This window comes from Paraburkholderia aromaticivorans, assembly GCF_002278075.1.
Classification (GTDB): Bacteria; Pseudomonadota; Gammaproteobacteria; order Burkholderiales; family Burkholderiaceae; genus Paraburkholderia; species Paraburkholderia aromaticivorans.
Map to the genome: position 1 here is coordinate 516,368 of NZ_CP022989.1, position 24,109 is coordinate 540,476.

A 24,109-nucleotide genomic window follows, 5' to 3' on the forward strand; every position below is an offset into this window, starting at 1 on the left:
ATCCGGGAGACATTTATGACCGTTGGCATCGACGCCAGGCAGCCGCTGTGGTTTTACGACTTTGTCTCGCCGTTCACGTACCTGTTGCTCGAGCAACACGACAAATGGCCGGGCTTCGACTTCGTCTTCACGCCGGTCGTGCTGAACGACCTTTACCGTCACTGGGGTCAGCGGCCGGCTTACGGCGTGCCCTCTAAACGCACCTTCATGTACCGGCACGCGCTGTTTCGCGCGGAACAGCTCGGCATTCCGTACAAGATGCCGCCCGCCCATCCCTTCGATTCCACGAAGCCGCTATTGCTCGCCACCGCGGCGAACGGCGACGTCAATTTCGTGCGCGAGATCTTCCGCTTCATCTGGCGTGAAGGCCGCGATCCGTCGACCGACGTGGCCTTTGCGGAATTGTGCGAGCGCGTCGGCCTGCCTGACGGCCCGGAACTCATCAAGAGCCCGGAAGTGAAAGCGCAATTGCAGCGCAACACCGCGGACGCGATCGGCCTGGGTGTGTACGGCGTGCCGACCTTCCGTCTGAACGATCAGTTGTTCTGGGGTGAAGATGCGCTGCCCATGGTGCTGTACTGCGCGCGCACGCCGAACTGGCTCGAATCGAAAGAAGTGAAACGCATCAGTACGCTGCCGTCGGGGCTCGTGGATAACCCGACGTAGGCAAAACGTCGGCCTGAAGCGAGCGCGGGGCGCGTCCCACGCCGCTCCGGCGGCTTGGGCGCGGCAAAACCGTGCTGCTGATGCCGGCCATACCGTGCCTGCTATGCCGCTACACCGCGTTCGGGCCTAAGGTTATGACCTTTGCTTCGTGCGCGTTGGCGCCCCGCTCTCGCGAGCCGTCGCGAGCCGTCTCGCGGGCGGCTCCGTACGACGCTTCATCGGATCCGATCCGCTTGCCCGCCTCGCTCAACTCATGGACGACACCGCCGCCTCCCTCGATATCTGGCTCGTGCGCGTGCTGCGCACGCTGCTGGTCGAGCGCAGCGTCACGCAGACCGCGCTGCGTCTGAATCAGACCCAGCCGGCTATCAGCACCGCGCTGCGCAAACTGCGCGAGACGCTGAACGACCCGATTCTCGTGCGCGGCAAGTCGGGCATGGTGCCCACCGAATACGGCGAATCGCTGCTCGCCTCCGCGCAACGCGTGCTGCGCGAGGTGGATTTTGTCGCGACGCCGCATGGCGACTTCGATCCCGGCCGCTCGCGCCGCACCTTTCGCGTCGCCGCGCCGGATTATCTGAACGACTTCTTCATGCCGACGGTGATCGCGCAGTTTCGCGAGGCGGCGCCGCACGCGCGGCTCGAGATCGATTCGCTGAGTCCGATGCTCGATCATTCCGCCGCGCTCGACGCCGGCGAACTCGATCTGGTGATCGGCAACTGGCCCAAGCCCGACCCGCGCTTCGGGCGCAGCGACCTGTTCTCCGATACGGTCGTATGTATGATGCGCGCCGATCATCCGCTCACGCGCATGCCGCTTACGCGCGAAGCGTATCTCGCCGCGCCGCATCTCGCGCCGACGCCGTATAGCGGGGCGAGCAGCGGCGCCATCGACATGGGCTTCACGCGGGCTCGCGCCGAGCGCCGCATCGTCGCCACGCTGCCCTACTTCGGCCTGGTGCCGCAGACGCTGCTGCAATCCGATCTGATCTTCACGACGACACGCCGTTTCGCGATGCACTACGCCGACATGCTGCCGCTCGCGGTGGTCGAGGTACCGATTCCGTTTCCGCGCATCAAGTGCTATCAGCTCTGGCATCCGCAGCCGGATCGACCGAGCGATGTCGGCTGGCTGCGTGCGCTGATGTCCCAGGTGTCGGACGGGCTGGTCGCGCAGAAGGTGCGGCGCGCGAAACGGGCACCAAAACGGGCGCCGAAAAAGGAAACGTCAGCCGCGACGGGCTGACGTTTGGGGTTTGCGGCTCGAAGGGCGCTGCTTGTGCGCTGTTTGCGCGCCGCATCCTGGCCGGCGCTTGGTTCCGCTGATCAGACAGCCGCGCAGAGCTTCTGCGTTGCCACTTGCGCCACGACCTGCCGCGAACGGATCTGCAGCAACTCCGCGCACACCGCCACGGCGATCGCCGCAGGCGCCTTGTCGACGATACCGGCCACACCGATCGGACACGTCATCTCCACCAGGCGGTCCAGATCCACGCCGCGATCGAGCAAACGGCGCTCGAATTTCACGCGCTTCGTCTTCGAACCGATCATGCCGAAGTAAGTGAAATCACGCCGCCGCATGATGCGCACGGCCAGCGAGAAATCGAGCGCGTGGTTGTGCGTCATCACCAGAAAATAGGCGCCGGGCGGCGCCGTGTCGACGATCGCATCCGGCGTGTCGGTCGCTTCGATCTGCACGTTGGCGGGCGTTTCGTCGGGGAACAGTTCGTCGCGCTCGTCGACCCACTGGACCACGCACGGCAAGCTGCCGAGCAGCTTGACGAGCGCATGCCCGACGTGCCCCGCGCCGAACAGCACGATATGCATCGGCGCCGGACGCGGCGTTTGCAAGCCGCTGCGCTGGCCGATCTGAACGGATGAAAATTCGTTCATGGCGATCATTCCAATTCCAGTGAGTGTGTTGTCCACGCGTTGCTTTCCCGGCTCATTGCCACTGCGATTGCGAGCCGCTTATTGATCCGCTTATTGATCCGCTTATTGATCCGCTTTTTGGCGTGCCGCCGCGGTCGCGGCACGCACCGCGCTGACCGCCTTGAGGATTTCCTCGCTGGTCGCGGGCGCGTTCAGCGGCGGATTGACCTTATGATCGCCCACTGCAGACACAGCATCGCGCACCGCGAAGAACACCGAGAACGGCAGCAGCAGCGGCGGCTCGCCGGTCGCCTTCGAACGATGGATGCTGTCCTCCGCATTGCGGTTCTTGAAGAGCCGCACGCGGAAGTCGGGCGGCGTATCGTTGACGGTCGGAATCTTGTAGGTGGACGGCGCGTGCGTCATCAGCTTGCCGCCCGCGTTCCACCACAGCTCTTCGGTCGTGAGCCAGCCCATGCCCTGAATGAAGGCGCCCTCCACCTGACCGACGTCGAGCGCCGGATTCAACGAGGCGCCCACGTCGTGCAATGCGTCCGCGCGCAGCACGCGCATTTCGCCGGTCAACGTGTCGATCACCACTTCCGACACCGCCGCGCCGTACGAGTAGTAGTAGAACGGCCGGCCTTGCAGCTTCGATTGATCCCAGTAGAGCTTGGGCGTCGCATAGAAACCGTCCGACCAGAGCTGGATACGCGCCACGTAAGCCTTCGCGATCAGTTCTTCGAACGGCACGATCGACTCGCCGACCACCACGCGGTCGTGCACGAAGCGCACTTCCGACGCGCTCACCTGCCCCGCGCCGAAGCGCTCGGCGGCAAACGCCGACAGACGTTCGCGCAACTGGCGCGCGGCGTCCTGCGCGGCCTTGCCGTTCAAATCGGAGCCCGTCGAGGCCGCCGTCGCCGACGTGTTGGCGATCTTGCTGGTGTCGGTCGCGGTGACGCGAATGCGGTTGAAGCCGATGCCCAGTTCATGCGCGACGACCTGCGCGACCTTCGTGTTCAAGCCCTGGCCCATTTCGGTGCCGCCGTGATTCACCAGCACCGAGCCGTCGGTGTAGATGTGCACGAGCGCGCCGGCCTGGTTGAAGTGGGTCACGTTGAACGCGATACCGAACTTGACCGGCGTGAGCGCCATGCCCTTCTTCAGTATTTCGTTGTTCGCGTTGAACTCGTTGATCGCGGCGCGCCGCGCGCGGTATTCACTCGTTGCTTCGAGTTCGTCGATCAGTTCGTGAATCACATTGTCTTCGACGATCTGGCCATACGGCGTCTGGTTACGCTCGGTCTTGCCGTACAGATTGCGGCGGCGCACGTCGAGCGAATCCTCGCCCACCGAGCGCGCCACGTTGTCCATGATGTATTCGATCGCGAACGCGCCTTGCGGGCCGCCGAAGCCGCGGAACGCCGTGTTCGACTGCGTGTTGGTCTTGCCGCAGAAGCCGTCGATCGTGACATCCGAGAGCCAGTAAGCGTTGTCGAAGTGGCACAGCGCGCGCGTCATCACCGGACCGGACAGGTCGGCGGAAAAACCGCAGCGCGAGGTCATGTCGACCGTGACGCCGTCGATCACGCCCTTGTCGTCGTAGCCGACTTCGTACGTGTAGTGGAAATCGTGGCGCTTGCCCGTGACCATCATGTCGTCGTCGCGGTCCGGTCGCAGTTTTACCGGGCACAGCAGTTTCCATGCGGCGAGCGCCGCGCAGCACGCGAACAGACCCGATTGCGATTCCTTGCCGCCGAAACCGCCGCCCATCCGGCGGCATTCGATCAGCACGTTGTGCGACGCCACGCCCAACGCGTGCGCGACCATGTGTTGCATTTCGGTCGGATGCTGCGTCGAACAGTAAACGTGCATGCCGTCGTCGTCCTTCGGCACCGCGTACGAAATCTGGCCTTCCAGATAGAACTGCTCCTGACCGCCGAGCAGCATCTCGCCGGCTTCGCGATGCGCGGCGCGGGCGATCTTCGTGCCGGCTTCGCCGCGCGCGAGTTTTATCGGCGGCAGGACGTGCTGGTTCGCGGCGCGGGCCTGCTGTGCGGTGAGAATCGCCGGCAATTCTTCGTAGACGATTTCCGCGCGGCGCGCCGCGAGGCGCGCCGTTTCATGCGATGTCGCGACCACGATGAAGATCGGCTGGCCGACGTATTGCACGAGGCCGTCGGCGAGAATCGGATCGTCGCCGTGGATGATCGGGCCGACGTCGTTGACGCCCGGGATGTCGTCCGCGGTGAAGATCGCGACCACGCCCGGCGTGGCGCGCACCTTGTCGAGCGACATCGAGACGATTTTCGCGTGGGCTTTCGACGACAGGCCGAGCGCCGCGTGCAGCGTGCCGGCGAGCGTCGGAATGTCGTCTGTATAGGTAGCTCGGCCGCTTACGTGCAGATGCGCGGACTCGTGCGGACGCGAGATGTGGACCTGGGTGAAGTCCTCGAGATCCTGAAGGTCTTTCAGGAACGGTTCGGCGTGCTGATTCATTGTTGTGTTCTCCGTATCCTTTCGTCGTCTCAGGCGCCGACCGGTGCGCAGGCCGCAGCGACCGCGCGCACATCCAGCGCGCTCTTCGGCAGCGGGTTGTTCGGACGCGTTTCGAGCCAGAAGCGGTACAACGTGTTCTTCGCCGATTCGAGGCGATAGTGGCTGGTCGCGCGCATGTCCGACAGCGGCGCGTAGTCGTTGCCGAGCGCGAGCATCGCGGCCTGCGCGGTGGCTTCGTGCCATTCGGCGTCGCGCAGCACGGCTTCCGCGTGGGTCGCGCGCTTGGACGTGGCGGCCATGCCGCCGAACGCGATGCGCGGCTCGCGGATCAGGTTGCCGTCGGCGATGAACGCGAACGCGGCACACACCGCCGAGATATCCGAATCGAAACGCTTCGACAGTTTGTAGGTACGGAATTGCAGGTTCCGACGCACGCCGGTGCGCGTCGGCACTTTCAGGCCGACGACGAACTCATGCTCCGCCATGTCCTTCTTCTGATACGCGAGGTACAGGTCTTCGAGCGGCATCTCGCGCTCGATCTCGCCGCCGCGCACGATCACGCGCGCGCCGAGCGCGATCAGGCCTGGCATCGAATCGCCGATCGGCGAGCCGTTGGCGATATTGCCGCCCAGCGTGCCGGCATTGCGAATCGGCAGCGACGCGAAGCGTTGCCACATTTCAATCAGTTCGGGATATTGCTTCGCGATCTCCGCGTAGGCTTTTTCGACGCTGACACCCGCGCCGATCTCGATCCATTCGTCGTTGGTCTCCAGCTTCTGCAACTCGGTGATCTGTCCCACGTAGACGATGTTGCCGAGCTCGCGCATCTGCTTGGTGACCCACAGGCCGATGTCCGTGCTGCCGGCGAGAATGCGCGCGGCCGGTTCGGCTTCCTTGATCCTGGCGAGTGCTTCGACCGTGCGCGGCGCGTCGAACTGCTGGCCGGCGTGCTGGTAGTGGAAGGTGTCCTTGCGCTCGAGCGTGGCGAGCGTGGTGGCGAGCGCCTCGACATTGACCGGCGCTTTCGGCGCGGGCGCTTCGAACATGCGCACCGCCGCGTCGACGATCGGGCGGTAGCCCGTGCAGCGGCACAGGTTGCCCGTCAGCGCATTGCTGATCGCCTCGCGCGACGGCACCGTCTTGTTCGCGCAGCTGTGCTCGTGACCGTGCTTTTCATAGAGCGACCACATCGACATGACGAAGCCCGGCGTGCAGAAGCCGCACTGCGAGCCGTGACATTCGACCATCGCTTCCTGCACGGGATGGAGCGACCCGTCCGGCTGGCGCAGGTCTTCGACGGTGAAGAGCGCCTTGCCGTCGAGCGTCGGCACGAACTGAATGCAGGCGTTGACCGCCTTGAAGTCGACGCCGCCCGCTTCGTTGCGCTCGCCGATCACGACCGTGCACGCGCCGCAGTCGCCTTCGGCGCAGCCTTCCTTCGTGCCCGTGCAATGCGCGTCCTCGCGCAGATACTGCAGCACGGTGCGGGTGACGGGCGCGTCCTTGATCTCGCGGATCGCGTTGCGGTGATAGAAGCGAATCGGCTCAGTCATGTCTCGTTACTCTCGAATGTTCTGTGTCCGTGGGACGTGCAGCAGGGATGGTTCGAAAACTATCACCGTCAATAAATACAACCCATAGCGGCGATCGCATGCGGGACATATCCGCAAAACGATATCGAGATGGGTTTGAGGGGCTGTTGACTTATGGTGATTTTGAATTTTTGCCGTATTTTTATATTTTATATTGACGAACAGCCATTTCGCGTCCACGTGTTTCGGGCAGCCATGCTGAAAAAGTAGGCGCCAACGGGTCAGAAATGGACCACTATGAGATTCCCGGAAAGCGTTCTTGTCCGATGAATTATTAAGCATGTCCTGCAAGAAAACCGGTTCCATGGGAAAATCACGCCTTCCCGCCGAATTCAAGTCTCGTTTTCCCCATGTCCACCGACTCAGCGACACCTCGCAGCGAATTTGCGACGACCATGCAGATCATTCCGGTCGTCTTTTTCACGTTTCTTTGCTATCTGACGATCGGAATTCCGCTTGCGGTGTTGCCGGGCTACGTCCACGACGACCTCGGTTACAGCGCCGTGCTGGCTGGTGCCGCCATCAGCGTGCAGTATCTGGCGACGCTGGCGTCGCGGCCGCTGGCTGGCCGTTCCGCGGACACGTTGGGGCCGAAGCGGACGGTGACGATTGGTTTGATGGGTTGTGGCGCGAGCGGAGTTCTGTTGTTGCTGGCTGTGCTGTGCGGGCGCTGGCCCGTGCTGAGCCTGGGGCTGCTGGTCTGCAGCCGGCTCGTGTTGGGATTCGGCGAGAGCCTGTGTGGCACGGGCGCGATTCTGTGGGGCATCGGCCGGGTGGGCACGAGCAACAATGCGCGGGTGATCTCGTGGAACGGTATCGCGACGTATGGTGCGCTGGCGATCGGCGCGCCGCTGGGCGTGGCGATCGAACACACGGTCGGATTTGCCGCGTTGGGAATTCTGGTGATTCTGCTGGCGGCGCTCGGGTTTTATCTCGCCCGTCCGATCGCGCCGGTGCCGATCGTGCATGGCGAGCGGATGTCATACCGCAGTGTGTTTACTCGCGTGCTGCCGCATGGGATTGGGTTGGCGCTCGGGTCGGTCGGGTTTGGGTCGATCGCGACTTTCATTACGCTGTTTTATGCGGCGAAGCATTGGCCGAATGCGGCGCTCTCGTTGACGGTGTTCGGGACGCTGTTTATCGGGGCGCGGTTGCTGTTTGCCAATACGATCAAGACTTATGGCGGGTTTCGGGTCGCGATTGCTTCGTTTTCGTTTGAATGCGCCGGGTTGTTGATGTTGTGGCTTGCGCCTGAGCCTCATGTTGCGCTTGCTGGCGCGGCTTTGACTGGGTTTGGGTTTGCTTTGGTGTTTCCGGCTCTTGGGGTCGAGGCGGTTGGGCTTGTGCCGCCGGCTAGTCGTGGGGCGGCTTTGTCGGCTTATTCGGTGTTTCTCGATCTCTCGCTCGGGATTACTGGGCCGTTGGCCGGGTATATCGCTGGTGAGTTTGGGTATGGGTCGGTGTTTCTTTTTGCGGCGGTTGCCGCTGCTGCGGGTGTTGGGCTGTCTACTCTTCTTTATCTTCGGAATGCTAAGGTCACTAATTTGCCTGCGGCGCTTTGAGGTTTTTTTGGTGCTTGGTGTTTAGGCTTTTTGTGATCTTCGGGGGTTGGCCTTTCCTTGCTTTGTTAGTGGTCTATTGGCGTTGCCCCTGTGCGGGGCGGCACCTACTTTCTTTGCCGCGGCAAAGAAAGTAGGCAAAGAAAGCCGCTTTGAACCGCTAGCTCATAAGCGGGTCCCTCGCACAGCCGCGGTAGTGGTCCATCTGGAATCGGGGTTCTCGCGCATTCCGCCTCAGTGACAAGGCCGTCATACCTCCCGCCTCGCGCTCCGCGCTCGTCGGAACGGTCGGCTTCCGGCGCCTGGCCCTTGGCCCTTGGCCCTGGCTCCGGTCCGGTCCGGTCCGGTCCGGTCCGGTCCGGCGCAGCAGTGTTCCGTGACTCTCAATGCGCAGTCGCTCTCGTTCGAGCGATCGTTTTGAATCGTGCTGGTTCGCGGTGCTTGGCTTGCGTTTCGTTACGGTCTTCTCGGGTTTCGGATGCCCTCCGCGTCGCTTTGGCAAGAACTTTCGCTGCATGGCGCGCTGTGATCCGGCTTTGCACCACTCCCCTCGCGTCCAGCGCAATGACCTGATATAGCTCACGGTCAGTCTCGACTTCGTATTGGTAGTCCTCAACGGTGTCGAGCAACAGTTCAAGCAACCGTCGCTGGCGATGTCTCTCCTCCCTTGTCACAGCCGGACTCCTAACTATCGAGGCCACAAGCGTCGCCAATTTGTCTAATTGGCTTAATTGCCGTTCGATCAATCCGAATGCGGACAGCGCCAGTTTCTCGTATTGAAGCGCGTCAACGGGCGGCCGCGATATGGTTCGTGTACGTTTGACGGATTTACTCATGGCGCGATCTCCCTAAACTTGTCTGGATCGCTCACCTCGCGCTTGTACGGTGGTGAGCGGGCACATTGACGGGATTCGCAGACCGGCACACAGAACCAAGAACCGGCGAGCCGTGGGGCTCCCCCGCCAAGGCCCGCCCATTGTGATCAGGCGTGCAAAGGCAGCCGCGCACTTGCTAGTGCAAGCATGCGAATTCTGTGTGAGGCAGGCTGCGAAACCTGTTGTCGTGAAGTACACGACAAAACGAGTTTAAACATATCGCGTTACGAGCGATCACCCGAACGAGCTAAAACGCGTACGCGGCAACCAATTCCGAAATTGCCCAATAATCTGCCAGAGTAAAGGACTACGACGCAGAAGAAACTTCCGCAAATACCGCAGCGAATGATTCGCGAGGCGCGTGCCCAATCCCATTAGCGAGATGCATGATCAATTCATGCCTGACGACATTTCTGGGCGGCGAGATGCGTCCAGTTGCCTTCAAAAATCAGCGACCATTCATGGACCGACGTGCCCTGCTGAAGAGCGAGCCACGTTTGGTGCGCGGAGCACATTGAGCCTTACCGTCCGCGCGATCTCCGCGGGTCGAAGCCGACGGCCTGCGGCGCACACAAATTGACATGGGCCAACCCCGTTGTGTTGGAATGAGAGGCGCGTTTGGCGCGCGGGGCGCTTTGAAACTTATGGGCCGAGCGCCACGGCCGAGACGAAGCCGACGGCCCGGCCGCGCACAAATTGATGATGGGCCGCCGCGGTGCTGCTGGAATGCAAGAGGCGTTTGGCGCGCGGGGCGCATTGAACTCACAGGCCGAGCGCCAACGCCGAGGCAAAGCCGACGGCTCCCACCGCGCACAAATTGATTATGCGCCGCCGCGGTCCTGCTGGAATGCAAGAGGCATTTGGCGCGTGGATCGCATTGAAATCACAGGCCGAGCGCCAACGCCGAGGCGAAGCCAACGGCCCCCACCCTGCAAAACTAAAACCACTAGTTTTGAACAGCCCTTCCGGCGAGCGCGGAGCGCGAGGCGGGAAGTATGACGCCCTTGTCACTGCCGCCGAATGTGCGAGAACCCCGATTCCAGATGGACCACTAAAGTGGCTGCGCGAGGGACCCGTTTATGAGCTAGCGGTTCAAAGGGACCTATCCGCGATTTCGTGGGCGGGGCATATCATGAGGGATCAAGGTCATGGATATGCCGATGAAAAAGAAACGGACAGCAGCGTCTCAGGCAGCGGCCCGCGGGCCGCTGCCTGAACTGCCAGATGAGTTGATGGATCAACTGGTCAAAGGGCCTATGTCGCCCGGCGACGTTCAAGACCTGATGCTGGCATTCAACAAGGCCATCATCGAACGGGCGATGGGCGCCGAGATGAATCTGCATCTGGGTTACCCGTCCGGCCAGGTCAAGCCGCTCGGTCAGGTCAACGAACGCAACGGCGCCAGTGGCAAAACCGTCATGACCGACCGCGGCCCGGTTCGGGTCGAGATCCCACGCGACCGGGACGGCAGCTTCGAGCCGATCCTCATTCCCAAGCACGAGCGCCGTTTTACCGGCTTCGACGAGCGCATCATCGCGATGTACGCGCGTGGCATGAGTGTGCGTGAGATCCGCGCTTTTCTAGCCGAGAGCTACGGAACCGAGGTCTCGCCCGATTTCATCAGTTCGGTGACCGACGAAGTCATGGCCGAAGCCTTCGCCTGGCAAAGTCGTCCGCTCGAGACGATGTATCCGGTGGTGTTCTTCGACGCGCTGCGGGTCAAGATTCGCGACGGCGGCATGGTCAGCAATAAGGCCGTGTACCTGGCGCTGGGCATCCAGGCCGACGGCCAGCGCGACGTGCTGGGGCTCTGGATCGAGCAGACCGAAGGCGCGAAGTTCTGGCTCAAGGTGTTCAACGAACTCAAGACGCGCGGCTGTCAGGACATCCTGATCGCCGTGGTGGATGGTCTGAAGGGTTTGCCCGAGGCAATCGCTGCGGTCTACCCCCGTGCCACCGTGCAGACCTGCATCGTGCATTTGATCCGCAATAGCCTGGAATTTGCCAACTACAAGGACCGCAAAGCGCTCGCCCAAGCGTTGAGACCGATCTATGCTGCCGCCAGCGCAGAGGCCGCAGAGCAAGCGTTACGCGACTTCGCCGAAGGGCCATGGGGCGCCAAATACCCGATGATCGTCCAATGCTGGCAGCGTGCCTGGGAGCACGTCATACCGTTCTTCGTGTTCCCCCCGGACATTCGACGGGTGGTGTACACCACCAACGCCATTGAGAGTTTGAACATGCAACTGCGCAAGATCATCAAGACGCGAGGCCATTTCCCGAACGACGAGGCGGCCGTCAAGCTGCTCTGGCTCGCGCTACGCAACATGTTGGCGAAATCGGTGCGGAGCACCTTTGATTGGAAATCCGCGATGAACCAGTTTGCTATTCTGTTCGGTGAACGATTTACGCAGGCCCGTTGAGCACGAGGGTTTTTAACCGCCTCGCCCACGAAAATGCGGACAGGTCCGTTCAAAGCGGCTTTCTTTGCCTACTTTCTTTGCCGCGGCAAAGAAAGTAGGTGCCGCCCCGCACAGGGGCAACGCTAATAGACCACTAAGAAAGCAAGGAAAGGCCAAAACCCCAAAACCACCCAAGCAAACCACCAAGCCGAGCAGGCAAACAAACCTTCACCTCCCCCCCGACAACCCTCTCTCCAAAGCCGCAACCCCCGCCGGCAAATCCACCTTAACCCCGAGATCAACCATAGTCCGCCCGAGCGCATGCACAGTACGAAAAAGATTATGTTCCCGACACTGCTCCCCCATCTGCCCGACGCGAACAATCGGCAACCCAAACGACCCCGAAATCTCCACCTGATGCATCCGCGAGATATGCGCACAAACATCCGCAGGACTGAGCCCATCAGGCACCTCAATCCCGACAACAGAATTCAACCGACAAGCCTGCGGCGCATACAACCGCAACCCCATCGCCACCACCCCATCCTGCAACGCCAGCGAACACCTCAAATGCCGGGCAAAGCGCTTCTCGAGCGTCTCGGCACACACCAGCCGCAAAGCCTCATGCAAAGCCAGAACCCCAGAAACAGGCGCCGTATAGTGATACCCCGCGTTATGCCAAAAATTCTCAGCAAGCCTCGCATCCAGACACCAATGAGCGTTCGGCGCCGTGCGCCCCTTTACCCTCTCCCACGCCGCATCTGAAAACGCAATCAACGACACGCCCGGAATCGACGACAACCCCTTCTGCCCACCCGTAATCACCGCATCGATCCCCCAGGCATCCATCTCCAACGGCATCGTGCTCAACGTGCAAACCGCATCGACGATCACCAGCGCGCCGGCCGCTTTCGCCAAAGCGGCAATCTCCTTCAGCCGATAATTCCACACCGTATTGGACGTCTCGCCCTGCACCACCGTCACGATCTCCGGACGCTCACGCCGGATCGCCTCGGCAATCTCTTCGAGGCTCGCCACAGAGCGGTCGGCGACATCGAGCGTGCTGACCCGCGCACCCACGCGCCGGCCCATTTCCGCCATCCGTTCGCTGAAGAAACCGTTCTTGATGGACAGCACACGCGTGCCATCCCACGCAAGGTTCGAGATCGCCATTTCCATCGCGGCCGAGCCAGGTCCGGCCACACCCAGCACCCATTTCGAGTTCGTCTGGAACACGTAGCGCGCCATCGACTTCACCTGGCCGATCACCTTCACCATCGTTTCGCCCAGGTGATTGATCACGATCGCGTTGGCCTTGGCCACCGCCGCGGGAATCGGCACGGGGCCGGCGCCCATCATCAGGAGCGGCTCTTCGGGAAGAATGGCGTCGAGCGACTCGACAACCGGACAGGGCACTGCGGAAAATGCGGATGTGATGGATGAAGTCGGCATGATGATCGGTACGTGAATGTCAGAACGCAAAGGAGCAAACGGCCCCGCCAGCGTTGACGCTGGCGAGGCCGCGTGTTCGATCATTCACCGATCCGCGCAGTTGCGCAAGTTTTTTGACTATGCCTGACCCCGCGACACAACCGGCAAAACCGTCATTTCACCGCTGTCTTATCGAGTTTCTTGCCGGTCGCCGCGTTGAAACGCTCGACATACTCCTCGATCAGCTTGCGCAACGCGCGCCCGATCTGCCGGTAGTCGGCTTCGTTCAGGTTCGCCAACGACACGCGCCCCGACGGATGCTGCGTGCCGAAGCCAAGCCCCGGCAGCAGCACGACCCGCGCCTCGCGAGCGAGGCGGAACAGCATTTCGGAAGGCTGGGTGTTCTTCAACAGCCAGTCGACGAACTCACGCCCGAACATCCGCTCGCCGAGGAACTCGACGTCGAGGATCGTGTAGTAGTCGACCTGATTCGGATCGTCGTCCTCGAAGGAAATGCCGACCTCTTCGTAAAGCGCCTGCTTGCGCTTGCGAATCAAACGCTTCAACGCGTTCTTGTAGGCGTCCGGCGTGTCCATCAGCGAGAACAGCGAAAACAGCACCATCTGCACCTGCTGCGGCGTCGACAGACCCGCGGTGTGATTCAGCGCGACCGTGCGGCTGTCGGCCACCAGCCGGTCGATGAACTTGAGCTTGTCCGGCTCCGTCGTGATCGATTCGTAACGCTCGTGCAACTGCTTCTTCGTGTCTTTCGGCAACTCGGCGATCAGCCTGTCGAGCACGTTGTCGCGATGCGTCGCGATGGTGCCGAGGCGCCAGCCGGTCGCACCGAAATATTTCGAGTACGAATACACGAGAATGGTGTTCTTCGGCGCGAGTGCGAACAACGAGACGAAGTCGTCGGCAAAGGTGCCGTACACGTCGTCGGTCAGCAGGATCAGATCGGGCCGTTCCTTGACGATCTCGGCAATGTATTGAAGGCTTTCGTCATTGATCTTCACCGAAGGCGGATTGCTCGGGTTCACGAGAAAGAACGCCTTCACCTTCGGATCGCGCAGCTTGTCGAGTTCCTTCTTCGAATACTGCCAGCCATTGGCCACGTCGGCTTCGAGATTGACGACGTTCAACCGGTAGTCGTTCAAGCGCGGAATCTCGATGTACGGCGTGAAGATCGGCATGCCGAGCGCGATCGTGTCGCCCGCCTTGATCAGGTGATTCTCGCGCAGGGTGTTGAAGATGTACGTCATCGCGGCCGTGCCGCCTTCCACCGCGAATATGTCGAATTCGCCGACAAAAGGATGGTCGCCGATCATCTCCTTGCGCAGATACTGCCCGACGATCAGTTCGGACAGCTTCAGCATGCGGTCCGGCACCGGGTAGTTCGAGGCGAGAATGCCCTCGCACATTTCGTAGAGAAAGTCGCCGGCCGAGTAACCCAGCTGATCGCGCACGTACGACACCGCACCGCGCAGAAAGTCGATGCCGGCCACGCCCTTGTTCTCGCGCAGGAACAGATCGAAGCGTTCCTCGAGGCCGTCGTGCCGCGGAAAGCCGCCCACGCCCTCTGGCATGTATGCGAACGAGCGCTCCGATTCGCGCATCGCAAAGAGGCCGAGTTGCCAGAAACCGTGGCGCGGAATGGTCGCGAGAAAATTCGGGTTGCCGCGCCCGGCGTTCAGCATCGACACGTTGGCGGGCCGCTCCACGGCGCTGCCGCCGGCGGCCTTGATCAGTTCGTCCTTCAACTCGAACGGACTCAGCGCCGACATGCCCGGTTGCGCCATATCCACGTGTTTCTTGTCGCCCTTCTCTTTTGCCATGATGCGTTCTCCAATGAACCAGGTGAAAGATGCCGGCGCGGCGAACAATCGCCCGGTTGGCGCCGGCGTAACAGAGATCGATAGAGGCGTGCGCTAGACGAGGCCGACCACGAGCGGTCCGAGCAGCGTCAACGCGACGTTCGCGATCGCGTACGTGATCGCGAACGGCACGGTCGGCACGGCGCTTTCCGCCTTGTCGAGCACGCCGCCGAACGCCGGATTCGCACTGCGCGAGCCGGTCAGCGCGCCGGCCAGAATGGCCGCGTTGTCGTACTTCAGCACGTAGCGGCCGAACAGCATGGTGAGCAACAGCGGAAACAACGTGACGAACACGCCGAGCAGGAAGATCGTCATGCCGCTCTGTTTGACGGTGACCACGGCCTGCAGGCCGGAGTTCAAACCGACCACCGCCACGAAGGCCGCGAGGCCGAAGTCCTTCAGCAGTTGCGAGGCCGCTGTCGGCATCACGCCATACATCGGATACTTGCCGCGCATCCAGCCGAACAGCAGACCGGCCAGCAGGCAGCCGCCACCCGAGCCGAGCGTGAGCGGAATGCCGGCGACATCGACGACGATCAGCCCGATCAACAGACCGAGCACGAGGCCGACGCCCATATAGATGAAGTCGGTCTTGTTGGTATACGGCAGCTCGTAGCCGGCTGCCTCGACGGCGCGCTTGGTGTCTTTCGGCGAACCGTAGAAAGTGATGACATCGCCGTGCTCCAGGATGGTTTCCGGCAGGACCGGCAGTGGCTGACCGGCACGCGAAATACTCTGGATGTAGACGCCGTGCCGCATATCGCGATCCACCACTTGCCGCGCGGCGGCGATCGTCGTGTGGTTCATGCCCTTGCGCGTGAACACGCCTTCGCGCGTCTGCATGACGACGCCGACATCTTCGACGGTGGCCACCTCGCCGCCCGCCGCGCCGAATTCGACCACCGCCTCGCGGCGGCCGACCACCAGCACCACGTCGTTGGGCTTGAGCACCAGATCGGGCGCCGGATCGAGCGGCTGGCCGTCACGCTTGATCCGCTCGATCGTCAACAGATCGCGATGCAGCGTCTCGACCGCCTTCACCGTTTTGCCGGCGCTGACATCGATCTTGTACGCGCGGCCGACCATTTCGGGCAACGCCGAGAGTTGCCCCGGCCCGGTGGCCGTCGCACCCGAGGCCAACTCACGCTCCACTTCGAGCGAGGCATCGCGCAAACTTTGCCCCATGAATTTCGGCAGAATATTCACGCATACGATGATCGCGCCCAGCGAGCCGAACACGTAGGTGACCGCATAGGCGATCGCCACGTCCGATTGCAGCGACTTGACCTGATCGGCGGGCAGGCCGAGACGCGCGATCGCGTCGCCCGCCGTGCCGATGATCGCCGATTGCGTCAGCGCGCCGCCCGCCAGTCCGGCGGCGAGCCCCTTGTTGAGGTGGAACAGCTTCGCGCACACCACCACGGTAATCAGCGCGGTGACCGCCAGAAACACGGCCATCGCGATCTCGCGCAGCGTCTTGCGGTTCAGCGAATTGAAGAAGCCCGGACCGGAGTCGTAGCCCACCGCGTAGATGAAGACCGCGAACATGACCGACTTCACGCCGTTGTCGATCGTCACACCCGCCTGACTGATGACCACCGCGGCCAGCAACGACCCGCCCACGCCGCCCAGCTGAAACTTGCCGAAGTTGATCTGTCCGATGAAGTAGCCCGCCGCAAGCGACAGAAACAGCGCCATTTCCGGTGATTTCTGAAAAATGTGATGTAGCCAGTCCATCGTGCCCTCGCTGGATAGTTTGCGATACTGAGTACGGGTTGCTGCCTGCGCCTGCGCGGCCCGCTTCAGTCGCGCTGCGTGCGCCGTCTGCTGCATCGGCCGAAGGCGACACGTCACCCCGGCCTATCCGCCCGCCTAGTGGAATTTCCCGGCGAGGCCGACTACCACTGGTCCCATCAGCGGCAACAGAATGTTCGAGAGTGCATACGTGATCGTGTAGCCGATCACCGGGGTGGAGTTGCCGGTGACGCCCACCAGTGCGCTGATCGCGGGCGTGCTGCATTGCTGGCCGGCAATCGCGCCGAGCAGCATGGGCGCCTCGAGCTTGAGGAACATGCGGCCAATCCATAGCGACAGCAGGCCGGGTACGAGCACCATCAGAATCCCCGCCAGCGGCAATGCCAGCCCGTACTCGCGCACCAGCTTGATGGCGTCCGGTCCCGCCGACAAACCCACCGCGGCGATGAAAGTGGCAAGGCCGAAGTCCTTGAGGATCTGCGCCGCCGCCGAAGGCAACGAACCGATCACCGGGTAACGCGAACGGATCCAGCCGAACAGCAGCCCTGACAGCAGACAGCCGCCGCCGGTGCCGAGCGCGAGCGACACGCCGCCGACCCGCCCGCCGAGATGACCGATCGCCATGCCGACCAGCACGCCGAGTCCCAGATAAACGAAGTCGGTCTTCTGCGTGGCCACCACCATGTAGCCGAGGAGCTTCGCACCGCGCTGGACATCCGCCTTTGCGCCCACCAGCGTCAGCACGTCGCCGCGATTGAGTTCGGTGCCGGGCAGCGCGGGCACCGTGGTCTCGAGCCGGGTGACCGCCGCGATGTAGATGCCGCGGCCGTTTTCCGGCGTCGCCTGATCGCGTACCTGCGCGACGGTCAGGCCGTGCAGATCGCGGCGCGTCAGCACCACGTCGAGCTTCTCGGCCATCACCTGGCCGAACTCCGCGCCGTCCACTTCTTCACCGAGACCGGCCGCGGCCGCCACGATCGCTTCGCGCCGCCCGCCCACCAGAATGACGTCGCCGGGCGCGAGCGTGAGTTGCGGCTCGGCCGGCACTTCAGCGCCGTTGCGCCGCACGCGCTCGACCGTCAGGTTGAAGCCGTACTGCTGCTCGAACGCGCGGATCGTCGTGCCGGCTGCCGCGCCCACGTGGAACGCGCGGCCCACCAGTGCCGGCGCCGCGGCGCGCTGCCCCTCGCCGTACGCGCCTTCACCGCCGAGCTTGCGCCACACGCGCTCGGCCTCGTCGCGCAGATTGACGCGCAGCAGCAACGGTGCGAACTGGCTGGTGAAGAGCACGATGGTGATCAGCCCGAACAGGTAGCTCACGCTGTACGCGGTCACGATGTTCGCCTGCAGGCGCAGCGTTTCGGCGTCGCTGAAGCCGAGCTTGGCAATCGCCTCGGACGCCGTGCCGATCACGGCGGACTCCGTCGCGGCGCCGGCCAGCAGGCCGGCCGCCGTGCCGGCGTCGAGCCGCATGACGGCCACCGCGATCATGATCAACGCCAGCACCGAGACGATCTCGACCACCGACAGCAGACCGTAGCGCCAGCCGCGCCCGATGTTGGCGAAGAACTGCGGTCCGCCGGTGAAGCCCAGTGCGAAGATGAACAACGCAAACGCGATGTTCTTCAGGTCGGGCGCAAGGCGTGCGCCGGTCTGACCCAATAGCAACGCAACGATCAACGTCCCGCATACGCCGCCCAGCTGAATGGGCCCGATGCGGAAAGAACCAATGAAATATCCGATTGCAAGGCTTGCGAACAGCGCGATCTCGGGTTGAGATCTCAGCAATTCACCGATCATGTGGGCTCGCCGATTTTCTGGTTTATTAGCAGGGGGCTGAAGAATTCATTGCAGAAATGCTAATGAAGTCATTTTTCCCCTATGACGCACGCATTACCCAACCGGCATAATGATTGAGTAAAAACACAATTTATGGCAATAGAATGACGCGAGTCGCGTCCGAAGGAACATGCCGCATTGCAGCGACGGCGGCGGTGAAGATGGCTTTCCGTTAGTTCGACAGTCACGCTTTCCTCGCGAAGTTGCCTAACGCCGTGAAAAAGACCTAGGCTGCTGATGGCCAATTACAACAGCAAAAGGCCAATTGCAACAGCAAAATGAACATGCATTCTTGAATTGCATTTTTAATAAATATTGTAGTTCGACAAGGCTGTCAATATTATTTTCAACTCGCGGCCGATTCGTCTTCGCAAAAAATGATCTTTAGCAATGGCACGCATTTCTTTGGAGCCCGACATGCGCGTGATTCTGTTCAGCAGCCGCCAATACGACAGCGACACGTTCAGCGAGGCCAATGCGGCGCATCGCTATGAATTGCATTTCCAGGAATCGCACCTCGACAGCGAGACCGCCGTCCTCGCTCAAGGCTATGAAGTGGTGTGTCCGTTCGTCAACGATCGCGTCGACGCGGCCGTGCTGGAGCGGCTCCACGCCGGCGGCACGCGCATGATCGCGTTGCGCTCGGCGGGCTTCAATCACGTCGATCTGGCCGCGGCCGAGCGTCTCGGCATCACGGTCGCGCGGGTGCCGGCCTACTCGCCGCACGCGGTGGCCGAACATGCGGTCGGTTTGATTCTGGCGCTGAACCGGCGCCTGCCGCGCGCCGCCGCACGCACGCGCGAAGGCGACTTTTCGCTGCACGGACTGCTCGGCTTCGATCTGCACGGCAAGACCGTGGGCGTGATCGGCACCGGCATGATCGGTCGCGTGTTCGGCCGCATCATGGCAGGCTTCGGCATGCAGGTGCTCGCGCACGACCCCGGCACGCCCGCCGGCGACCTGCTCGCGCTAGGCGCTCGCTACGTGCCGCTCGACACGTTGCTCGCCGAGTCCGATGTCGTCAGCCTGCATTGTCCGCTGGTGGCGGGCACGTACCATCTGATCGACGGCCCCGCGCTTGCAAAAATGAAGCGCGGCGCGATGCTGATCAACACGGGCCGCGGCGGTCTCGTCGAAAGCAATGCGCTGATCGGTGCGTTGAAGGACGGCCAGCTCGGTCACCTCGGGCTCGACGTGTACGAGGAGGAAGGCGGCCTGTTCTTCGAGGATCACTCGAACCTGCCCTTGCAGGACGACGTGCTGGCGCGTCTGCTGATGTTCCCGAACGTGATCGTCACCGCGCACCAGGCGTTCTTCACCCGCGAGGCGATGAGCGAGATCGCCCAGACCACGCTCGCGAACGTCGCGGCGTGGCAGGCCGGCACGCCGCGCAACGTGGTGCGCGCGACGGCTTAAGCGCCGCGGCTGTTGGTCAGCGCAGCCGCGCGGACCACTGTTCGTGCGCCTGCCTGGACGCCGGCGCTGGATCAGCGGAGCGGAGCGGACCACTGTTCGTGCGCCCGCTCAGACGCCGCCACTGCCACCCAGCGGAGTCGCGCGGACGACCGTGCGCGCATCGTCGGCCGCGCCGCAAAGCTCACGCAGCAACGTCGCCTCGCGCTCATGCACTTCCACCGGAAACCAGCGCGCACCCGCGGCGGCCAGGTAGCGCGCGCGGTGCTGGCCGTTGCGAAACGCCACCACCCCTTCGCGCTCCAGCCCCACCCAGCCGAGCAGACCCGGCCCGCGACGCGTCGAGATCGTCACGTACGGCATCTGCGGAATGCGCGGGTTCTCCGGATCGAGAAACTCGCGAATGCCGCGCACCTTGCCGGAATGCCATTCGGCGACCGGCTTCAAAACATAATCCGTGTTGTCGCGATCGGCGCAGGCCAGCAGCTTGCGCACGTCGACGAGTACCACCTGATGGCGCGTACCGTCCGTGACGAAAACGCGCTTCAGGCGCACATGGTCGTACCATGAATGCTCTTGCAGCGGCACGATCCAGACCGTCTCGGCACAAGCCGGCGCGGCAGTTGACGATGAGTTGGACAAGGGCAAAGGCAGGCTCGATAAGCTGGCGAAAAATCGCCAGCGCGTTAGGAGAGCGCTAAAGCTACGAGCCGATTGTGAAAGAAGCATGACAGGCCACGGTATTAACTACGCTGCATGAGCACCTTGCGCGAAACCCCGTACGACGAGGTGACGCGCCGCTACGGAGACAACGATGTCAACCACGCTCAATTTCAATGACCACGTGCGCATCGAAGCTAACGAGGCTATCGGCGTCGCCACGATCGTTCTTGAGCGGCCCGCGCGCCGTAATGCTGTCGACCGCCCGGTCGCGCAGGCGCTCAGCGCGGCGTTCGCCCGTTTCGAAGCGGAGCCGGCGTGGCGCGCGGCGGTGCTGTTCGGCGCGGGCGGCACCTTCTGCGCCGGCGCGGATCTGAGCGCACTCGCCGACGACACCCGCCGCAACGAACTGCACGCCGACGGCAGCGGGCCCGGCCCGATGGGCCCGACGCGCATGAGCTTCAGCAAGCCGGTCATTGCCGCGATTGCCGGCTACGCGGTCGCGGGCGGTCTGGAGCTGGCTGCGCTGTGCGATCTGAGAGTGGTCGAAGACGACGCGGTGCTCGGCGTGTTCTGCCGGCGCGTGGGGATTCCGCTGATCGACGGCGGCACGATCCGGCTGCCGCGTCTGATCGGCCTGTCACGCGCGCTGGACCTGATTCTGACCGGGCGCGCGGTGAGCGCGCAGGAAGCGCTCGGCTTCGGTCTCGCCAACCGCGTCGTAGCCAAAGGCACGGCCCGCGCGGCGGCCGAACAGTTGGCCGCCGAACTGGCCGCGTTGCCGCAGGCGGCGTTGCTTGCGGACCGCCGCTCCGCGCTCGAAAACAGCATGCTCGACGATTTCGCCAAAGCTTTGCGTCGGGAAGGCGCCGGGGGCTTTCGCGCCGTCTTCGACGAAGGGGTCGCTGGCGCGGCGCGTTTCGCCGAAGGCGCCGGCCGCCACGGCAACACCCTCGATACCGGCGACGGCACGCGCTAGACGCGCCGCGATGTGCCACGAGAATAGCGCCGCCGCAGCCTTCAGCAAAAAACAACAACTGCGGCTACGGTCAGCAAGGCTGTTTTGACTTAGGTAGAATCCCCTACTGCTTTACCCCTTGTCCGGCGCACGCGTTCTCGCCCCGAAAACGCGCGCCGGCCGCGCGACGCTCCCCGCCGCGCCGATGCACGCTCCCTTCATCATGCCTTTGCCCCTGCTCGCCCTTGCCGTTGCCGCTTTTGGAATCGGTACCACCGAATTCGTGATCATGGGATTGCTGCCCGATGTCGCGCGCGACCTGGCCGTCTCGATTCCGGCGGCCGGCATGCTGGTGTCGGCGTACGCGCTCGGCGTCACCATCGGCGCGCCGATCGTCGCGATCGCGGTCGCCAACATGCCGCGCAAGAAGGCGCTGATGAGTCTGATCGGCGTGTTCATCGTCGGCAATCTGCTGTGCGCGGTGGCGCCGGGTTACGCGGTGCTGATGGCCGCGCGCATCGTCACGGCGTTCTGCCACGGTGCGTTCTTCGGCATCGGCTCGGTGGTGGCCGCGGGCCTCGTCGCGCCGAACCGCCGCGCGCAAGCCATCGCGCTGATGTTCACGGGCCTCACGCTTGCCAACGTGCTGGGCGTGCCGCTCGGCACCGCGCTCGGCCAGGCGGTGGGTTGGCGCGCCACCTTCTGGGCGGTCACGGGCATCGGCCTCGTCGCGGCGGCCGCGCTCGCCGTGTGCCTGCCGGCGAAGATCGAGACGCAGAAGGCGAGCCTCGTCCGTGAATTCAGCGTGCTGAAGAACCCGCAAGTGCTGATGGTGCTCGGCATCAGCGTGCTCGCGTCGGCGAGTCTCTTTTCTACCTTCACGTACATCACGCCGATTCTCGAAGACGTGACCGGCTTTACGCCGCATGCGGTCACCCTCGTGCTGCTGCTGTTCGGCCTGGGTCTGACGGTGGGCAGCACGCTCGGCGGCAAGCTGGCCGACTGGCGGCTGATGCCGTCGCTGGTGGCGTTTCTGCTCGCCATCGTCGTGATTCTGACCATCTTTGCCGGCACCATGCATGCGGAGATCCCGGCGATGATCACGATTTTCGCGTGGGGTGTTCTGGCCTTCGCCATCGTGCCGCCGCTGCAAATGCTGATCGTCGACCGCGCGAGTCATGCGCCGAATCTGGCTTCGACCTTGAACCAGGGCGCCTTCAACCTCGGCAATGCGACGGGCGCGTGGCTCGGCGGCATGGCGATCGGCGCGGGCGCACCGCTCACGACGCTGCCGTGGGTCGGTGTGGCGACCTCGATCGGCGCGCTCGTGCTGACGCTGTGGTCGGTGTCGATCGACCGGCGCGCGCAACGGGTCGCCGTGGCGGGCTGATTGGCCTGATCGGCGCTCTTATCGGCGCTTATCCGTACCCTGCGCGACGACTCACCGCCACACTCGTGCCGGCCAGCCGGCGCAGCAACGGCTCACATCGCAACCTCGATCCAGACTGCGCATGACTCGCGGCCGTAGTAGCATCTCGGCCGATGAAAGTCATCCTCACTCGCGATTTCCTCGCTTTGATCCTCAGTGTCGCCGTTGTCGGACTCGGCAGCGGCGCGACACTTCCCCTCACGGCCCTCGCGCTCACGCAAGCCGGCTATGGCACCGACGTGGTCGGTCTGCTGACGGCCGCGCAAGCAGGCGGCGGCCTCGTCATCGTGCCGCTCGCCGGCTGGATCGCGGCGCGCTTCGGCGGCCGCCAGGTGATCGTCGGTGCCGTGCTGGTGGTGGCGCTCGCCACCGCGCTGATGCAACTCACCGCGAACCTGTGGCTCTGGGCCGTGTTGCGCGTGCTGTGCGGCGCGGCACTGATGCTCCTCTTCACGATCGGCGAAGCCTGGGTCAACCAGTTGGCCGACGACGCCTCGCGCGGCCGCGTCGTCGCCATCTACGCCACCAACTTCACGCTGTTCCAGATGGCGGGGCCGGTGCTGGTGAGTCAGATCGCGGGCTTCGCGCACTGGCGCTTCCTGCTGTGCGGCGCGATCTTCCTGCTGGCGCTGCCGATGCTCGCCGCGATCCGCACGACGCCCCAAGCCTCCGACGACGAGCACGCGGCGCACGGCAGCTGGCGTCGTGTCTTACCGCAGATGCCGGCGCTCGTGATCGGCACTGGCTTCTTCGCGTTGTTCGACACGATCGCGCTCTCGTTGCTGCCGCTCTTCGCGATGTCGCACGGCATCACGAGCGAGGTGGCCGTGCTGTTCGCCTCGGCTCTGCTCCTTGGCGATACGACGATGCAGTTTCCGATCGGCTGGCTCGCCGACCGGCTCGGCCGCGAGCGGGTGCATATCGGTTGCGGTGTGGTCGTCGTAGCGTTGCTGCCGTTTTTGCCTTGGGCGGCCACTTCACCGTGGCTTTGCTGGCCGCTGCTCTATGTGCTCGGCGCGGCGGCAGGCGCGATCTACACGCTCTCGCTGGTGGCCTGCGGTGAACGCTTTCGCGGTGTCGCGCTGGTGTCGGCCAGCTCGCTGGTGGGCGCCTCGTGGAGCGCGGCCAGTTTCGGCGGCCCGCTGGTGGCCGGTGCGCTGATGAAGAGTGTGGGTAACGACGCGATGGTCGGCGTGCTGCTCGCTGCGGCGTTGGCGTTTCTCGGCGCGGCCTGGTGGGAGAAGCGGCATGCGCCGGTGGGGAGCGTCGGCTGATAGCA

General features: G+C 63.4%; 17 protein-coding genes. 8 read left to right on the forward strand and 9 right to left on the reverse strand.

Annotated elements, in window-relative coordinates; translation table 11 throughout:
- Window positions 1-15 precede the first annotated feature (15 nt).
- Together CJU94_RS02250 and CJU94_RS02255 are read left to right on the forward strand one after the other, a co-directional pair.
- Entirely contained in the window at window positions 16-666 is a 651-nt protein-coding gene (locus CJU94_RS02250; RefSeq protein ID WP_095417378.1) for a 2-hydroxychromene-2-carboxylate isomerase, read from the forward strand.
- Between the two features lie 253 nt (window positions 667-919).
- Entirely contained in the window at window positions 920-1,912 is a 993-nt protein-coding gene (locus CJU94_RS02255) for a LysR substrate-binding domain-containing protein (RefSeq protein ID WP_095417379.1), read from the forward strand.
- 80 nt (window positions 1,913-1,992) lie between these two features.
- On the opposite strand, the gene xdhC is transcribed toward CJU94_RS02255, so the two are convergent.
- The 3 genes from xdhC to xdhA form a co-directional block, all read right to left on the reverse strand.
- Window positions 1,993-2,559: a xanthine dehydrogenase accessory protein XdhC gene (gene xdhC, locus CJU94_RS02260; RefSeq protein WP_095420185.1), complete on the reverse strand. Its 567-nt coding sequence runs from the start codon at window positions 2,557-2,559 to the stop codon at window positions 1,993-1,995.
- A gap of 102 nt (window positions 2,560-2,661) precedes the next feature.
- Window positions 2,662-5,040, reverse strand: coding sequence for a xanthine dehydrogenase molybdopterin binding subunit (gene xdhB, locus CJU94_RS02265; RefSeq protein ID WP_095417380.1), 2,379 nt, complete (start codon window positions 5,038-5,040; stop codon window positions 2,662-2,664).
- Window positions 5,041-5,069: 29 nt separating this feature from the next.
- Window positions 5,070-6,593, reverse strand: coding sequence for a xanthine dehydrogenase small subunit (gene xdhA, locus CJU94_RS02270; protein ID WP_095417381.1), 1,524 nt, complete (start codon window positions 6,591-6,593; stop codon window positions 5,070-5,072).
- A 389-nt stretch (window positions 6,594-6,982) separates the two neighbouring features.
- On the opposite strand from xdhA, the gene CJU94_RS02275 reads away from it, so the two are divergent.
- Window positions 6,983-8,194, forward strand: coding sequence for an MFS transporter (locus CJU94_RS02275; protein WP_095417382.1), 1,212 nt, complete (start codon window positions 6,983-6,985; stop codon window positions 8,192-8,194).
- A 380-nt stretch (window positions 8,195-8,574) separates the two neighbouring features.
- Here CJU94_RS02275 and CJU94_RS02280 read toward each other — a convergent pair whose 3' ends face one another.
- On the reverse strand, window positions 8,575-9,027 hold the full coding sequence (locus CJU94_RS02280) for a hypothetical protein (RefSeq protein WP_095417383.1): 453 nt from the start codon (window positions 9,025-9,027) through the stop codon (window positions 8,575-8,577).
- Between the two features lie 1,193 nt (window positions 9,028-10,220).
- Between CJU94_RS02280 and CJU94_RS02285 the strand changes: the two genes are divergently transcribed.
- Complete coding sequence (locus tag CJU94_RS02285; protein ID WP_425272189.1) at window positions 10,221-11,489, forward strand: IS256 family transposase; 1,269 nt, start codon at window positions 10,221-10,223, stop codon at window positions 11,487-11,489.
- Window positions 11,490-11,696: 207 nt separating this feature from the next.
- Here the strand turns inward: CJU94_RS02285 and CJU94_RS02290 are convergent, their stop codons facing one another.
- The 4 genes from CJU94_RS02290 to aspT (CJU94_RS02305) all read right to left on the reverse strand — a co-directional run bounded on the left by CJU94_RS02290 (window position 11,697) and on the right by aspT (CJU94_RS02305) (window position 18,331).
- The gene (locus CJU94_RS02290) at window positions 11,697-12,920 is read right to left on the reverse strand and encodes a pyridoxal-phosphate-dependent aminotransferase family protein (RefSeq protein ID WP_095420187.1); all 1,224 of its coding nucleotides are present in this window, start codon (window positions 12,918-12,920) and stop codon (window positions 11,697-11,699) included.
- Between the two features lie 152 nt (window positions 12,921-13,072).
- Window positions 13,073-14,737 (reverse strand): bifunctional aspartate transaminase/aspartate 4-decarboxylase, encoded by a 1,665-nt coding sequence (locus CJU94_RS02295; protein WP_095420188.1) that lies wholly within the window; start codon window positions 14,735-14,737, stop codon window positions 13,073-13,075.
- Between the two features lie 93 nt (window positions 14,738-14,830).
- Window positions 14,831-16,513 (reverse strand): aspartate-alanine antiporter, encoded by a 1,683-nt coding sequence (gene aspT, locus CJU94_RS02300; protein ID WP_095420189.1) that lies wholly within the window; start codon window positions 16,511-16,513, stop codon window positions 14,831-14,833.
- A gap of 135 nt (window positions 16,514-16,648) precedes the next feature.
- Window positions 16,649-18,331: an aspartate-alanine antiporter gene (gene aspT, locus CJU94_RS02305; protein ID WP_095417384.1), complete on the reverse strand. Its 1,683-nt coding sequence runs from the start codon at window positions 18,329-18,331 to the stop codon at window positions 16,649-16,651.
- A gap of 456 nt (window positions 18,332-18,787) precedes the next feature.
- Here aspT (CJU94_RS02305) and CJU94_RS02310 point away from each other — a divergent pair, with 456 nt between their 5' ends.
- Window positions 18,788-19,786 (forward strand): 2-hydroxyacid dehydrogenase, encoded by a 999-nt coding sequence (locus CJU94_RS02310; RefSeq protein WP_095420190.1) that lies wholly within the window; start codon window positions 18,788-18,790, stop codon window positions 19,784-19,786.
- Between the two features lie 108 nt (window positions 19,787-19,894).
- On the opposite strand, the gene CJU94_RS02315 is transcribed toward CJU94_RS02310, so the two are convergent.
- The gene (locus CJU94_RS02315; protein WP_095417385.1) at window positions 19,895-20,512 is read right to left on the reverse strand and encodes a plasmid fertility inhibition factor family protein; all 618 of its coding nucleotides are present in this window, start codon (window positions 20,510-20,512) and stop codon (window positions 19,895-19,897) included.
- Between the two features lie 85 nt (window positions 20,513-20,597).
- Here CJU94_RS02315 and CJU94_RS02320 point away from each other — a divergent pair, with 85 nt between their 5' ends.
- The 3 genes from CJU94_RS02320 to CJU94_RS02330 all read left to right on the forward strand — a co-directional run bounded on the left by CJU94_RS02320 (window position 20,598) and on the right by CJU94_RS02330 (window position 24,104).
- Entirely contained in the window at window positions 20,598-21,422 is an 825-nt protein-coding gene (locus CJU94_RS02320; RefSeq protein ID WP_095417386.1) for a crotonase/enoyl-CoA hydratase family protein, read from the forward strand.
- A 202-nt stretch (window positions 21,423-21,624) separates the two neighbouring features.
- A complete protein-coding gene (locus tag CJU94_RS02325) occupies window positions 21,625-22,791 on the forward strand; it encodes an MFS transporter (protein WP_095420191.1) in 1,167 nt (388 codons plus the stop codon).
- 152 nt (window positions 22,792-22,943) lie between these two features.
- Window positions 22,944-24,104 carry an MFS transporter gene (locus CJU94_RS02330; RefSeq protein ID WP_095417387.1) on the forward strand — a complete coding sequence of 387 codons (1,161 nt, stop codon included), beginning with the start codon at window positions 22,944-22,946 and terminating at the stop codon, window positions 24,102-24,104.
- Window positions 24,105-24,109: the final 5 nt, after the last annotated feature.

What these genes read in the sequence shown, in the direction of transcription:
- CJU94_RS02295 (WP_095420188.1), bottom strand. Translation starts at nt 14,737, where the DNA reads ATGGCAAAAGAGAAGGGCGACAAGAAACACGTGGATATGGCGCAACCG.
- CJU94_RS02310 (WP_095420190.1), top strand. Translation starts at nt 18,788, where the DNA reads ATGCGCGTGATTCTGTTCAGCAGCCGCCAATACGACAGCGACACGTTC.
- aspT (WP_095417384.1), bottom strand. Translation starts at nt 18,331, where the DNA reads ATGATCGGTGAATTGCTGAGATCTCAACCCGAGATCGCGCTGTTCGCA.
- xdhA (WP_095417381.1), bottom strand. Translation starts at nt 6,593, where the DNA reads ATGACTGAGCCGATTCGCTTCTATCACCGCAACGCGATCCGCGAGATC.
- CJU94_RS02315 (WP_095417385.1), bottom strand. Translation starts at nt 20,512, where the DNA reads ATGCTTCTTTCACAATCGGCTCGTAGCTTTAGCGCTCTCCTAACGCGC.
- xdhC (WP_095420185.1), bottom strand. Translation starts at nt 2,559, where the DNA reads ATGAACGAATTTTCATCCGTTCAGATCGGCCAGCGCAGCGGCTTGCAA.
- CJU94_RS02250 (WP_095417378.1), top strand. Translation starts at nt 16, where the DNA reads ATGACCGTTGGCATCGACGCCAGGCAGCCGCTGTGGTTTTACGACTTT.
- CJU94_RS02280 (WP_095417383.1), bottom strand. Translation starts at nt 9,027, where the DNA reads ATGAGTAAATCCGTCAAACGTACACGAACCATATCGCGGCCGCCCGTT.
- aspT (WP_095420189.1), bottom strand. Translation starts at nt 16,513, where the DNA reads ATGGACTGGCTACATCACATTTTTCAGAAATCACCGGAAATGGCGCTG.
- CJU94_RS02330 (WP_095417387.1), top strand. Translation starts at nt 22,944, where the DNA reads ATGAAAGTCATCCTCACTCGCGATTTCCTCGCTTTGATCCTCAGTGTC.
- CJU94_RS02285 (WP_425272189.1), top strand. Translation starts at nt 10,221, where the DNA reads ATGCCGATGAAAAAGAAACGGACAGCAGCGTCTCAGGCAGCGGCCCGC.
- xdhB (WP_095417380.1), bottom strand. Translation starts at nt 5,040, where the DNA reads ATGAATCAGCACGCCGAACCGTTCCTGAAAGACCTTCAGGATCTCGAG.
- CJU94_RS02320 (WP_095417386.1), top strand. Translation starts at nt 20,598, where the DNA reads ATGTCAACCACGCTCAATTTCAATGACCACGTGCGCATCGAAGCTAAC.
- CJU94_RS02255 (WP_095417379.1), top strand. Translation starts at nt 920, where the DNA reads ATGGACGACACCGCCGCCTCCCTCGATATCTGGCTCGTGCGCGTGCTG.
- CJU94_RS02275 (WP_095417382.1), top strand. Translation starts at nt 6,983, where the DNA reads ATGTCCACCGACTCAGCGACACCTCGCAGCGAATTTGCGACGACCATG.
- CJU94_RS02290 (WP_095420187.1), bottom strand. Translation starts at nt 12,920, where the DNA reads ATGCCGACTTCATCCATCACATCCGCATTTTCCGCAGTGCCCTGTCCG.
- CJU94_RS02325 (WP_095420191.1), top strand. Translation starts at nt 21,625, where the DNA reads ATGCCTTTGCCCCTGCTCGCCCTTGCCGTTGCCGCTTTTGGAATCGGT.